Source organism: Streptomyces sp. CC228A, assembly GCF_021390935.1.
Classification (GTDB): Bacteria; Actinomycetota; Actinomycetes; order Streptomycetales; family Streptomycetaceae; genus Streptomyces.
In genome coordinates this window covers 1,104,233-1,116,792 of sequence record NZ_JAJPUI010000001.1, presented here as the reverse complement: position 1 = coordinate 1,116,792, position 12,560 = coordinate 1,104,233, and the positions used below count along the sequence as shown (strand labels likewise).

Sequence of the window (12,560 nt, the reverse complement as noted above, 5' to 3'; positions counted from 1 at the left end):
CAGGCAGTCGCGCCAGGAGTGACCCTATCCATACCGCCAGACGGCGTGCCACCCCCCGATAAGACGAGTTTTCGCACCATAGTGGTGCCTCATGAGTACGGAACCGTTCGATCGAACCCCTCCGGAGACCCCGGCTCCCGGTGGACCGGCGAGCCATCCGGTGGAGGCCCGCCCCGACCGCAAGGTCGTCGGCATCGGCGTGGGCGCCGTCGCCGCCGTGGTGCTGTGGGCCTGGCTGGGCAAGGAGTCCTTCGACGAGGCGTCGTCCACCGGACTGGGCTGGGTGCTGGACACCTTCGGGTGGCTCTTCGTGGTCGCCGCGGACGTCTTCCTGGTGCTGTGCCTGGTCATCGCCTTCAGCAGGTTCGGGCGGATCCGGCTGGGCCGGGACGACTCGGAGCCGGAGTTCGGGAACCTGGCGTGGATCGCGATGATGTTCAGCGCGGGCATGGGCATCGGCCTGATGTTCTACGGAGTCGGGGAGCCGCTGACGCACTACCTGAACCCCCCGCCGGCCAGCGGCGCCCGCGCCGAGTCGGGCGAGGCGGCCCGGGCGGCGATGGAGCACTCGTTCTTCCACTGGACCCTCACCCCGTGGGCGATCTACGGGGTGGCCGGTCTCGCGCTGGCCTACGCGGGCTTCCGCAAGGGGCGCGGCAACCGGCTGAGCGCGGCGTTCGTGCCGCTGATCGGGGCGCGCAGGGCGGTGTCCTGGCAGGGCAGGGCCATCGACCTGCTCGCGGTGTTCGCCACGGTCTTCGGCACGGCGACCAGCCTCGGCCTGGGTGCGCTGCAGGTCGCGGAGGGACTCGACATCACCGCCGGGGTGACGCCCGACCTGACGACGGAGCTGATCGTCATCGCGTCGCTGTCCGCGGCGTTCGTGGTGTCGGCGTTCTCCGGGCTGCACCGGGGCGTGAAGTGGCTGTCGACGCTGAACATCGTCCTGGCGGCCCTGCTGATGGTGTTCGTGTTCCTGGTGGGGCCGACGGTGTACGTGCTGGACTCGATCCCCGCGTCGATCGGGGGCTACCTGCAGAACCTGCTGCCGATGGCGACCCGTACCGGGGCGTTCTCCGACCCGGAGTGGCTGGGGGCGTGGACGATCTTCTACTGGGCGTGGTGGCTGTCGTGGGCGCCGTTCGTGGGCACGTTCATCGCCCGGATCTCGCACGGCCGCACGATCCGGGAGTTCCTGATCGGGGTGCTGCTGGTGCCCAGCGGCGCCACGGTCGTCTGGTTCTCGGTGATGGGCGGCTCGGCGCTGCGCCTGCAGTCGACGGGGCAGGCCGACCTGGCGGCGGCGGTGCAGGACGGGGCGGAGGCGTCGCTGTTCGCGATGCTGGACGCACTGCCGATCGGGACGGTCACGTCGTTCGTGGCGATGGTGCTGGTGATGACGTACTTCGTGACGAGCGCCGACTCGGCGTCCCTCGTGATGGGCTCCCTCACCAGCCGCGGCGCGCTGCACCCGCCGACCTGGCTGGTCGTGGTGTGGGGCGTGCTGATGGCGTCGGTGGCGGCGGTGCTCCTGGTGGTGGGCGGTCTCGACTCGCTCCAGACGGCGACGATCCTGGTGGCGCTGCCGTTCGTGGTGGTGATGCTGCTGCTGTGCTGGGCGCTGGTGAAGGAGCTGCGCGACGACCCGGGGGCCGGTCCGGCGCGGCACCACGGCCTGCACGGGCTGAGCGACGTGGTGCGGACGATGGTCGGGGACGCGGTGACGGAGCAGTCGGGGACCCGGCACCACCGGCTGCGCCGGGCCGCGCGCACCCGTACGGGGCAGGGCGGCGACGAGCCCCCGGGGGACGATGCCGGCCGGTAGGCTGGCCGGATGACGTCGCCCGACTACACCGCGTACATCGCCGGGCTGCCGAAGGTGCTGGCCGGCGCCGCCTGCCTGTTCCGGGACGCCGACGGGCGGATCCTCCTCGTGGAGCCGAACTACCGCGAGGGCTGGGCCCTTCCGGGCGGCACGGTGGAGTCGGACGGCGGCGAGACGCCGCGGGAGGCCGCGCGCCGGGAGACGCGCGAGGAGATCGGCCTGGCCGTGGAGCCGGGTGCGCTGCTCGCCGTGGACTGGGTGCGCGGCCCGGGTCGTCCGCCGCTGGTGGCGTACGTGTACGACGGCGGGGTGCTGGACGGGGAGCAGTTCCGGGCGATCCGGCTGCAGGAGTCGGAGCTGCTGTCCTGGAAGCTGGTGGAGCCGGAGGAGGCCGCTGCGTACCTCCCCGGGGCGCTGGGCCCGCGGGTGCGGGCCGCGCTGGACGCCCTGGCAGCGGGCACCGGCCCCGCGGAGCTGGTCGACGGCCGCCCGGAGCGCTGACGACGGGGCCGGGCGTCAGCCGGCGTGGCCGTCGGACCGGGGCTCGCGGACGCGGAGGTCCTCGTCGGGGGAGGCGGTGCGGGCCTCGGTGCGGTGCCCCCGCTTGATGTAGTCGCGCAGCACCAGCTCCACGGCGTCCTGCGGGTTGCCGACCCCCGCCAACACCATGACCTCCACGACGAGTTCGGCGTCCACGCCGATGTTCACCCGAGCCATGCCCGGACTCTACCGGCGATCCGGCGGGACGGGTACCCGTTCGCCTGCCCGTTCGCCCGCCGCGGTGCGGGGTGCCTAGGCTCGGAAGCATGACGATGGTGGCGTTCCTCAGCGGGGCGGGCATCTCGACGGACTCCGGGATCCCGGACTACCGGGGGCCGAACGGGGTGTGGCGGAAGGATCCGGCGGCGGAGAAGCTCGTCGCGTACGACGCGTACATGAGCGACCCGGAGGTCCGGCGGCGCGCCTGGCGGATACGCCTGGACGGACCGGTCCTGCGGGCCGAGCCGAACGCGGCGCACCGGGCCATCGCCGCGCTCGACCGCACGCCCGGGTTCGCCGTGCGGGTCCTGACCCAGAATGTGGACGGGCTGCACCAGGCGGGCGGGATGCCGCCGCACAAGGTGCTGGAACTCCACGGCACCGCGCGGGCCGTCGTGTGCACGGCGTGCCAGGCGCGGTCCTCGATGGGCGACGCGCTGGAACGGGTGCGTGCCGGCGATGCCGATCCGGCGTGCACGGCGTGCGGCGGCATCCTGAAGTCGGCCACGGTGATGTTCGGGCAGCGGCTGGACCCGGACGTGCTGCATCGGGCGGTGGGGATCGCGAAGGCGGCCGAGGTGTTCGTCGCGGTGGGCTCGTCGCTGCGGGTGCAGCCTGCGGCGTCGCTGGCCGGGATCGCCGCGGAGCACGGGGCGCGGCTCGTGGTCGTGAACGCCGAGCCCACCCCCTACGACGCGCTGGCCGCCGAGGTCGTGCGCGAACCCATCAGGACTGCCCTCCCGACGCTGCTGGACCGGCTCGCGCCCTCCTAGAACAGGGCCTGGGGTGCGCTTCGGGCGCTGCTTTCGAAGGCCAGCAGGCGGCGCTTGCGGTCCAGGCCGCCGCCGTAGCCGGTGAGGGCGCCGTCGGCGCCGACGACGCGGTGGCAGGGGACGATGATCCCCACGGGGTTGCGGCCGTTGGCGAGGCCGACGGCGCGGGAGGCGGCCGGGTTGCCGAGCTGCTCCGCGAGCTCCCCGTAGCTGCGGGTCTCGCCGTACGGGATGGTCAGCAGCCGCTGCCACACGGCGCGCTGGAACGGGGTGCCGTGCAGGTGGAGGGGCAGGTCGAAGGACGTGAGGTCGCGGCGGAAGTAGGAGTCGAGCTGGCGGGCGGCCTCGGTGAACGGGCGGGGGTCGGGCGCGCCGAAGGCCTCCTCCGGCGGCCGGTGGCGCTGGTCCGTCATGTACAGCCCGCTGAGGACGCCGTCGGTGGCGACGAGGGTGAGCGGGCCGTACGGGCTGTCGACGACGGTGTGGCTGCGGTGCGTCATGGGCGTGCTCCCTCAGTCGGGCAGGTGGTTGATCGGGTGGCTGTCGGTGGCCCACAGGTACTGCACGGCGTAGGCGCGCCAGGGCCGCCAGGCGGCTGCGCGGGCGGTGAGCGCGGCGGGCGTGCCGGGCAGCCCCAGGGCCGCTGCCGCCTTGCGCACCCCGAGGTCGGTGGGGAGGAAGGCGTCCGGGTCGCCGAGGCCCCGCATGGCGACGGCCTCGACGGTCCAGGGGCCGAAGCCGGGGAGCGCGCGGAGGCGGGCGCGGGCCTCGTCCCAGTCGCTGTCCGGGCCGAGGGTGACGGTGCCGTCGGCGAGGGCGGCGGCGAGCCTGGTCAGTGTGGCACGGCGGGACCGCGGCAGTGCCAGGGTGCCGGGGTCGAGCCCGGCCAGCGCCTCGGGCGTGGGGAACAGGCGGGTCAAGCCGCCCTCGGGGTCGTCGACGGGGGTGCCGTGGGCGGCGGCGAGGCGCCCGGCGTGGGTGCGGGCGGCAGCGGTGGAGACCTGCTGGCCGAGCACGGCCCGGACGGCGAACTCGGCGGGGTCGACGGTCCGGGGCACCCGGCGGCCGGGCGCGGCGTCGACGAGGGGCGCGAGCATCGGGTCGGTGCGCAGCTGCTCGTCGACGGCGACGGGGTCGGCGTCCAGGTCGAGGAGCCAGCGGCAGCGGCTGATGGCGTGGGTGAGGTCGCGGAGGTCGGTGAGGGTGAGGCGGCAGGCGATGTGGCCGTCGCGCGGGGCGAGGGTGGCGATGCCGTGCCCGTACGGGAGGCGGAGGGTGCGCCGGTAGGAGCCGGTCGGTACGCCGTCCGCGCTGTCGAGGCCGCGCGGCAGCCACTCCTCCACGCCGGGGACGGCCGTCGCCGCGAGGTGGCCGAAGAGGTTGGACGGGTGCAGCGGCCTGCGGTACGGGAGGCGGAGGCTGATGGCCCCGGGTGCGGTGGCCCGGCCGGCGGGACCCGCGCTGCGGGCGGCGCGGCCGCGCAGTTCGCCGGGGGCGAGCGCGAAGACCTCCCGTACGGTCTCGTTGAAGGTACGCACCGAGGAGAAGCCTGCGGCGAAGGCGACGTCCGCGAACGGCAGGTCGGTGGTCTCGATGAGGACGCGGGCGGTCTGGGCTCGCTGGGCTCGCGCCAGGGCCAGGGGGCCCGCGCCGAGTTCGGCGCGCAGCTGGCGTTCGATCTGCCGGGTCGAGTAGCCGAGCCGGGCGGCGAGACCGGGCACGCCCTCCCGGTCGACGACACCGTCCCTGATGAGGCGCATGGCGCGGGCGACGGTGTCGGCGCGCGCGTTCCACTCCGGGGAGCCGGGGCTGGTGTCGGGCCGGCAGCGTTTGCAGGCCCGGAAGCCGGCCTGCTGGCAGGCGGCCGCGCTGGGGTAGAACACCATGTTCTGCGGCTTGGGCGGCACGACCGGGCAGCTGGGGCGGCAGTAGATGCGGGTGGTGAGGACGGCGGTGAAGAACCAGCCATCGAAGCGGGCGTCCTTCGAGCGGACGGCCCGCACGCAGCGCTCGGTGTCGGTGTGCATGCTGTCCAGCATCCGCGACGCGCGGCCCCTGGCGCTGGCGGAAATCCGACATGAGCCTTCCCCTGCCTGCGGCTCGACGGAATGCTGTGGCGTTGCTCCGGCGGAAGGCCGGTGTGCCGGGTGCCGGGTGCCGGGTGCCGGGTGCCGGAGGGTCGGCCGCCGGGCGGTGCGGGGCTGGGCGCGCTCCCGGGCGCGGAGCCGCCTTGGAGGGGTGGCGGCCGCGTGTGCAAGGAGTCGGGGGCCACTGGGGCGGGAGCGCATCAGGGCGGGGCGTGGCGCAGTCGGGGTGGCGCCGCGTGGGGGAGGCCGCCGGGCGGTGCGGGGCTGGGCGCGCCCACGGGTGCGGAGCCGCCTTCGCGTGCGGCTGCGTGCGGGAGGGGGCCGGTGGAGCGACGGGGCCGGGCGCGCGGCGTCGGTACTTCAGCGGCCGGACGGCACCGCGGCCGTTGCCGGGGCGTGGCGCGCGCGTGCCCCCGCCGGGGGCGGGGGCACGGAACGCGGGGCCGGGCGTCAGGCCTTGGCGGGGGCGGTGGCCGCCGCGGCGAGGGAGGCGAGGACCGCGGACAGGCCCGTGATGACCTCGGCGTCCTCCGACGGGTGGGTGTCCGCGAAGCGGGTCAGGGAGCCGGGTATGGCGAGCTTCACGTCCTCGACCACCACACCGCCGGCCACACCGGCGGCCTTGCGGGCCTCCGTCTGGGCCCACTCGCCGCCGTACTGGCCGAAGGCGGTGCCGATCACGGCGACCGGCTTGTCCTTGATGGCGCCGCTGCCGTAGGGGCGGGACAGCCAGTCGATCGCGTTCTTCAGCACGGCGGGCATGGTGCCGTTGTACTCGGGGACGACCAGCAGCAGGCCGGCGGCGTCGGACACGGCCGCGCGGAGCCGCGCCGCGGCCTCGGGCAGGCTCGACTCGACGTCGATGTCCTCGTTGTAGAACGGCACCTCGGCGAGGCCTTCGAACAGCTCGACGGTGACGCCCTCGGGGGCGATGCCGACGGCCGCCTCGGCCAGCTGCCGGTTGGTGGAGCCGGCGCGGAGGCTGCCGACGAGGGCGACGATGCGAGCGGACATGGTGACTCCCGTGGATGCAAGAGGACGGCTAAGCGGACCGTGGTCCGTTTTCCTGACACAGTTGTACCACCTAACCGGACCGCGGTCCACTTTCATTCCCGGGCTGGGTACGCTGGTCCCATGAGCACGTCCCCCTCCGCCGGGCGCACCGAGCTGTCCCTCTCCCCGGTCGGCGCCGCACCACCGCTGCGCGCGGACGCCGCCCGCAACCGCGCGCGGCTGCTGGAGGCCGCCGCCCGGCTGGCTGCGGAGCGGGGGCGGCGAACCTGACCATGGAGGCCGTCGCCTGCGCCGCGCAGGTCGGCAAGGGCACCGTCTTCCGCCGGTTCGGGGACCGGGCAGGACTGCTGCTGGCCCTGCTGGACCACCAGGAGCAGCGTTTCCAGGCGGCCTTCATGGCCGGCCCCGCCCCCTGGGCCCGGGCGCGCCCGCCCGCGAGCGGCTCCACGCCTTCGGGCCCGCCGCCATGCGCCACGAGCGGGCCCATCTGGACCTCTACCTGGCCGCGCAGCCGGAGGCGCCCCGCCGGGAGCTGGCGCCCGCGCGCGTCCTGCGCGTCAGCCACCTCGCCGCGCTGCTGCGCCAGGCGGGCACCGACGCGGATCCGCAGCTCGCCGCGCACACCCTGGCCGGTTTCCTCGACGTCGCCCTGGTGGACCACCTGGTCACCCGGCGCGGCATGCCGTTGGAGCGCGTCGAAGCGGGCTGGCACGACCTCGTGGACCGGCTGCTGAGCCCCTGCCGAGTCGGCCGTACGGAACCCTGACGGCCCGCCGCGGCTCCCTGCGGGCCCCCGGAGCCGCGCCGCCGCGCCGCCGGGCCGGGGCACCAGGGAGGCACAACGGCACAGCGGCACGGGGTCGCCGGGCGCCCGCGGGGTCAGTGGCATGTGGGCGGCCGGTGAAGGGCACGGCGGGAGGCGGCGGGCGGGACCGCCCGGGGGCGCAGTGGTGGCCGTAAGGCGTCGGCGGGCCGGCCCGCCCGGGCCCGCGCGGCACTACGATCCGTCAGGTGGCCGCGCCGCCCCCTGCGCTGCCCCGACCCGCCCGCCCCAGCGGAGGAGGACTGCACATGCGCGTCGCCCTCTTCGTCACCTGCGTCAACGACACCCTGTACCCCCGCACCGGCCGGGCCGTCGTCCGGCTCCTCGAACGCCTCGGGGTGGCCGTCGACTTCCCCCTGGCGCAGAGCTGCTGCGGCCAGCCGCAGTACAACACCGGCTACCGCCGCGAGGCCGAACCGCTGCTACGGCGCTTCGACGCGGCCTTCGCCCCCTACGACCACGTCGTCACCCCGTCCGGTTCGTGCGCCGCCATGGTGCGGGACGCCTACCCCCGCATCGGCGCGCGGGCTGCGGCCGAAGGGCGGGGCGGCGCGCTCGCCGCGGCGGCCGCACGGGGCGCGGCGCGAACGTACGAACTGACCGAGTTCCTGGTCGACGTGCTCGGGGTGACGGACGTCGGCGCCTCCTTCCCGCACACCGTGACCTACCACCCGACCTGCCACGGGCTGCGGGCCCTCGGCCTCGGGGACCGGCCGCGCCGGCTGCTCTCCCGCGTCCGGGGCCTGGAGCTGCGGGAGCTGCCGGGAGCCGAGGAGTGCTGCGGCTTCGGCGGCACCTTCGCCGTGAAGAACGCCGCCGTGTCCGCCGCGATGGGCGCCGACAAGGCGCGCGCCGTCCGCGCCACCGGCGCCGGGGTGCTCTGCGCCGTCGACAACTCCTGCCTGATGCACCTCGGGGGAACCCTGGAGCGGCAGGGAGCGGCGGTGCGGGTGGTGCACCTGGCGGAGATCCTGGCGTCGACCGAGGAGGAGCCGTTCGTATGAGCAGCGGAGCAGGCGACAGCACCTACCTCGGCATGCCCGCCTTCCCGCGGGCGGCCGCGACCGCCGTGCGGGACACGACCCTGCGCGGGAACCTGCGGCACGCCACGCACACCATCCGCGCCAAGCGGGCCCGGGCCGTCGCGGAGCTGTCCGACTGGGCGGAGCTGCGCGCCGCCGCCAAGGCGGTGAAGGACCGGACCCTGCGCCACCTCGATCACTACCTGATGCAGCTGGAGGACGCCGTGACGGCCGCGGGCGGCACCGTCCACTGGGCCGCCGACGCCGCGGAGGCGAACCGCATCGTGACGGGCCTGGTGCAGGCGACCGGTGAACGCGAGGTCGTCAAGGTCAAGTCGATGGCCACGCAGGAGACCGGACTGAACGAAGCCCTCGAAGCGGCGGGCATCAGGGCGTACGAGACGGATCTCGCCGAGCTGATCGTGCAGTTGGGCGAGGACCGGCCGTCCCACCTCCTCGTCCCGGCGATCCACCGCAACCGCGGCGAGATCCGCGAGCTGTTCGCACGGGAGATGGGGCGGTGGGGCCGCCCCGCCCCGGAGGGCCTCACGGACGCGCCGGCCGAGCTCGCGGAAGCGGCCCGGCTGCACCTGCGGGAGAAGTTCCTGCGGGCCCGGGTCGGGGTGTCGGGCGCCAACTTCATGGTGGCGGAGACCGGCACGCTCGTGGTCGTGGAGTCCGAGGGCAACGGGCGGATGTGCCTGACGCTCCCGGAGACGCTGATCTCCGTGGTCGGCATCGAGAAGGTCGTGCCGACCTGGCGCGACCTGGAGGTGTTCCTCCAGCTCCTCCCCCGGTCGTCGACGGCGGAGCGCATGAACCCGTACACGAGCATGTGGACGGGGGTGCCCGAGGACGGGGACGGGCCGCGGGAGTTCCACCTCGTGCTGCTCGACAACGGGCGGACGGACACGCTGGCGGACGAGGTGGGGCGGCAGGCCCTGCGCTGCATCCGCTGCTCGGCGTGCCTGAACGTGTGCCCCGTGTACGAGCGGGCCGGCGGCCACGCCTACGGCTCCGTCTACCCGGGGCCGATCGGCGCGATCCTCACCCCGCAACTGCGCGGCACGGGCAGCGCCGTCGACGCGTCCCTGCCGTACGCCTCGACGCTGTGCGGGGCCTGCTACGAGGTGTGCCCGGTCGCCATCGACATCCCGGACGTGCTGGTCCACCTGCGGGAGCGGGTGGTGGAGGGCGGGGAAGCCGTCCGGAACGGGGTGCGGGTCACCCTGCGGCCCGCGAAGGGGCACGCCGCCGAGCGGGCGGCGATGCGGGCCGCGCGGTGGGCCCTGGACCGCCCGGCGGTGCTGCGCGCGGGGCAGCGGCTGGCGGCCCGGACCCGGCGGCTGCACCCCGGCCGGCTGCCGGGGCCCGGCCGGGCGTGGACGGACACGCGGACGCTCCCGGAGGTCCCGGAGGAGTCCTTCCGCCTCTGGTGGCAGCGCACCCGCGAAGGGGGCACGCGATGAGCGCCGGGCACGGCGGCGGCGCCTACGGCAGCAGGGAGCGGGTGCTGGCGCGGGTGCGCCGCGCCCTCGCGGACGTGCCGCGCGCGGAGCGCCCGGCGGACGTGCCGGTACGGCGCGCCTACCGGGAGGTCCACGGGGAGCGGACACCCGCCCAGACGGTGGACCTGCTGGCCGGGAACCTGGCGGACTACCGGGCGGTCGTGCACCGCGTGGCCGAGGACGGGCTGCCGCTGCTGCTGATGCGGCTGCTCGCCGCGCGCGGGGCGCTGTCGGTGCTGGTACCGCCCGGGCTTCCGCCCTGGTGGACGGCGGCCGTGGACGCGACGCGGGTGCACGACCGGGCGGCGAGCACGCCGCGTGAGCTGGACGCTGTGGACAGCGTCGTCACGGGCTGCGCGCTGGCGGTCGCGGAGACCGGCACCGTGGTCCTCGACGGCGGTCCTGACCAGGGGCGGCGCCGCATCACGCTGGTGCCGGACCACCACGTCTGCGTCGTACGGGTGCCGGACCAGGTGGTCGGATCGGTGCCGCAGGCGCTGGCGCGGCTCGATCCGCGCCGCCCGCTGACGTGGATCTCGGGGCCTTCCGCGACGAGCGACATCGAACTGGACCGGGTGGAGGGCGTCCACGGCCCGCGCACCCTGGAGGTGGTCCTGCTGGAGACGCCGCCGGGCGGACGCCGGCCGTGAGGACCGTCGCACGGTCCTGACGTGAGGGCCTGGCGGGAGGGCCCGGAGGGCGGAGGCACGGCACACGGCGGTCCCGGGCCCGCCCGGGGACGTGCGGGCCCGGAACTCCACCGGCCGACGCGCGCCCCGGCCGTGGGGGTCCGGGGCCGCGGCCCGCGGACAGCCCCGGTCGGCGGCGTCCCGTCCCGGCGGGTGCGGGTGCGGCGGAGTGCAGTGGCGGGCGGGCCCGCGGGCGTTTGCCGGGCCCGTTCGGGGGAACCCCGGGCGGCATGGACCGAGAGGACGGGGCTGCACGCGCCGGAAGGCGGTCCGTGCCGCGCAGGTCGGCGGCCGCCCTGCTCATGGCGGTCCTGCTGGCCGGGTGCGTCGTGTACGAGCAGACCGAGGAGCCGGGCCCGGTCGACTCGCCCGGGGAGTCCCGGGAGGTGCCGCTGCGCGTGGTGGACCAGGGCGGGCGGACGCTGGCCTTCGTCCCGGTGACCATCGGCGGCGAAGGCCCGTACATGTTCGCGCTGGACACCGGGGCGTCCGCGAGCGTGGTGGACGACGACGTCGCCGACGAGGCCGGACTGCGGTTCACCGGCGAAGAGCGCCAGGTGAGCGGAGTGCTGGGGACGGGCAGGGTGCCGGTGGCCGAGGTGGACGAGTGGCAGGCCGGCGAGGTCGTGCTCGATCCGGGCGAGGTCACCGTCATCGACCTGGACCCGCCGCGCGGCGGAGGGGGCATCAGGGGGCTGCTCGGGTCGGACGTGCTGAGCGAGTTCGGGTGGATCACCGTCGACTACGACGACGGCGTCCTGCGCGTACCGGCGTCATGACACACCGGGGCGGGCGTGCCCTCGGCGGTGGGGCGGTCGCCGAGGTGCGGGCAGCCGCCCGGGCGGCGGAGGCGGAGGCGGAATGAAGGCGACCCTCTCTGCGGGGCGGCTCGCGGGGGCCCGGGTCGGCGCGCACTGGAGTGTCGCGGTGATCGTGGCCGTGCTGGCGCTGGGACTGGCCCGCAGGTTCACGGACGCCTACCCAGGGCGGCCGGCGTGGGCGTACGGACTGGCCGTCGCGGGCTGCGCCGCGGCGCTCCTGCTGTCGCTGCTGGCCCACGGGCTGGGACACGCGGTGGCGGCCCGCCGGGGCGGGGCGGCGGTGGACGACGTCACTTTGTGGCTGCTGGGCGGGGTCGCCCGGCTGCGGGGAGGTCGGGTCGCCGGCCGCCGAGCGGCGCATCGCCGCCGCCGGTCCGCTGGTGAGCCTGGGGCTGGCGGTCGCCTTCGGGCTCGCGGCCTGGGCGGTGGCCGCCTGGGGCGGCGCCGGGCTGCCGGTCGAGTCCCTGGCCTGGATGTCCGCCGTCAACGCGCTCCTGGCCGGGTTCACGGCGCTGCCGCCGCCCCGCTCGACGGCGGACGGCTGCTGCGGGCCTCCTTGTGGCGCAGGACGGGCGACCCGCTGCACGCCACCGCCGTGGCGAGCGGCGCCGGGGTGGCGGTGGGCTGGGCGCTGATCGGGCTCGGGCTGTCCCTGGTCATCGCGGGGATCCTGCTCGCCGGGTTCTGGCTGGTCGTCCTCGGCTGGTTCGTCGTCGCCATGGCGACCGGCGAGGTGCCGGGCAGCGGCGGACGGGACGTGCTGGCCGCCGTTCCGGTGCGCCAGGTGATGAGCCCGGTGCCGGCGGCCGTGCCCGACTCCCTGACGGTGGGCGGCCTCCTGGCCGAACCCCGTCTCCGGTTCGGGGACAGCGCCCTGCCCGTCGTGGACGCGGACCGGCAGCCGGTGGGACTGCTGGAGCGGACCGCCGTCGAGCGGGTCCCGGAGGAGGGCCGGGACGTCACCGTGGCGTCGGTGATGCTGCCGTTCGACGCCGTTCCCGCGGTCGGCCCGGACGAGCCGCTCGGGGGCCTGCTGGACGCCCTGGAGACGAACTCCGCCCACCGGGCGATGGTCGTCGAGGACGGGCGGCTGGTCGGCCTGGTGGCGAGCGCCGACGTCAGCCGCGCGGCGGCCCGCCTGGCGGCCTCCGCGTCGTGGCGGCGGCGGGCGTTCTGACGCGCGGTCCTCTTGCCTTCCCGGATCCGGGAAGGCCGTACCGGATCCGGGAAGGCGGGCGC

The 12,560-nt window shown here is 75.8% G+C and carries 12 protein-coding genes and 1 pseudogene; 9 read left to right on the top strand and 4 right to left on the bottom strand.

Annotation, left to right across the window (positions count from 1 at the left end; genetic code table 11):
- The first annotated feature begins 91 nt into the window (after nucleotides 1–91).
- Both L6E17_RS04925 and L6E17_RS04920 read left to right on the top strand, forming a co-directional pair.
- Nucleotides 92–1,825: a BCCT family transporter gene (locus tag L6E17_RS04925; protein WP_236239490.1), complete on the top strand. Its 1,734-nt coding sequence runs from the start codon at nucleotides 92–94 to the stop codon at nucleotides 1,823–1,825.
- A 9-nt stretch (nucleotides 1,826–1,834) separates the two neighbouring features.
- On the top strand, nucleotides 1,835–2,326 hold the full coding sequence (locus L6E17_RS04920) for an NUDIX hydrolase (protein ID WP_236239489.1): 492 nt from the start codon (nucleotides 1,835–1,837) through the stop codon (nucleotides 2,324–2,326).
- A gap of 15 nt (nucleotides 2,327–2,341) precedes the next feature.
- On the opposite strand, the gene L6E17_RS04915 is transcribed toward L6E17_RS04920, so the two are convergent.
- Nucleotides 2,342–2,542, bottom strand: coding sequence for a type II toxin-antitoxin system VapB family antitoxin (locus tag L6E17_RS04915; protein ID WP_236239488.1), 201 nt, complete (start codon nucleotides 2,540–2,542; stop codon nucleotides 2,342–2,344).
- Nucleotides 2,543–2,631: 89 nt separating this feature from the next.
- Here L6E17_RS04915 and L6E17_RS04910 point away from each other — a divergent pair, with 89 nt between their 5' ends.
- Nucleotides 2,632–3,357 carry a Sir2 family NAD-dependent protein deacetylase gene (locus tag L6E17_RS04910; protein ID WP_236239487.1) on the top strand — a complete coding sequence of 242 codons (726 nt, stop codon included), beginning with the start codon at nucleotides 2,632–2,634 and terminating at the stop codon, nucleotides 3,355–3,357.
- On the opposite strand, the gene L6E17_RS04905 is transcribed toward L6E17_RS04910, so the two are convergent.
- The 3 genes from L6E17_RS04905 to L6E17_RS04895 all read right to left on the bottom strand — a co-directional run bounded on the left by L6E17_RS04905 (nucleotide 3,354) and on the right by L6E17_RS04895 (nucleotide 6,458).
- Nucleotides 3,354–3,857, bottom strand: a complete 504-nt coding sequence (locus tag L6E17_RS04905) for a methylated-DNA--[protein]-cysteine S-methyltransferase (protein ID WP_236239486.1) — start codon at nucleotides 3,855–3,857, stop codon at nucleotides 3,354–3,356. The two genes, L6E17_RS04910 and L6E17_RS04905, sit on opposite strands and share 4 nt — an antisense overlap.
- 12 nt (nucleotides 3,858–3,869) lie before the next feature.
- Complete coding sequence (locus L6E17_RS04900; protein ID WP_236239485.1) at nucleotides 3,870–5,384, bottom strand: AlkA N-terminal domain-containing protein; 1,515 nt, start codon at nucleotides 5,382–5,384, stop codon at nucleotides 3,870–3,872.
- A 510-nt stretch (nucleotides 5,385–5,894) separates the two neighbouring features.
- Nucleotides 5,895–6,458 (bottom strand): NADPH-dependent FMN reductase, encoded by a 564-nt coding sequence (locus L6E17_RS04895; protein WP_236239484.1) that lies wholly within the window; start codon nucleotides 6,456–6,458, stop codon nucleotides 5,895–5,897.
- Between the two features lie 120 nt (nucleotides 6,459–6,578).
- On the opposite strand from L6E17_RS04895, the pseudogene L6E17_RS04890 reads away from it, so the two are divergent.
- From L6E17_RS04890 to L6E17_RS04865, 6 genes and pseudogenes are all read left to right on the top strand, one after another.
- Nucleotides 6,579–7,224, top strand: a pseudogene (locus L6E17_RS04890) (TetR/AcrR family transcriptional regulator).
- Between the two features lie 305 nt (nucleotides 7,225–7,529).
- A complete protein-coding gene (locus tag L6E17_RS04885) occupies nucleotides 7,530–8,285 on the top strand; it encodes a (Fe-S)-binding protein (protein WP_236239483.1) in 756 nt (251 codons plus the stop codon).
- Nucleotides 8,282–9,772 carry a lactate utilization protein B gene (locus tag L6E17_RS04880; RefSeq protein ID WP_236239482.1) on the top strand — a complete coding sequence of 497 codons (1,491 nt, stop codon included), beginning with the start codon at nucleotides 8,282–8,284 and terminating at the stop codon, nucleotides 9,770–9,772. The genes L6E17_RS04885 and L6E17_RS04880 overlap by 4 nt, the downstream gene beginning before the upstream one ends.
- Nucleotides 9,769–10,461 carry an LUD domain-containing protein gene (locus L6E17_RS04875; RefSeq protein WP_236239481.1) on the top strand — a complete coding sequence of 231 codons (693 nt, stop codon included), beginning with the start codon at nucleotides 9,769–9,771 and terminating at the stop codon, nucleotides 10,459–10,461. Before L6E17_RS04880 ends, L6E17_RS04875 begins: the two co-directional genes overlap by 4 nt.
- A gap of 311 nt (nucleotides 10,462–10,772) precedes the next feature.
- Entirely contained in the window at nucleotides 10,773–11,279 is a 507-nt protein-coding gene (locus tag L6E17_RS04870; RefSeq protein WP_308315824.1) for a retropepsin-like aspartic protease, read from the top strand.
- 82 nt (nucleotides 11,280–11,361) lie between these two features.
- The gene (locus tag L6E17_RS04865; RefSeq protein ID WP_236239480.1) at nucleotides 11,362–12,498 is read left to right on the top strand and encodes a CBS domain-containing protein; all 1,137 of its coding nucleotides are present in this window, start codon (nucleotides 11,362–11,364) and stop codon (nucleotides 12,496–12,498) included.
- The last annotated feature ends 62 nt before the right edge of the window (nucleotides 12,499–12,560 follow it).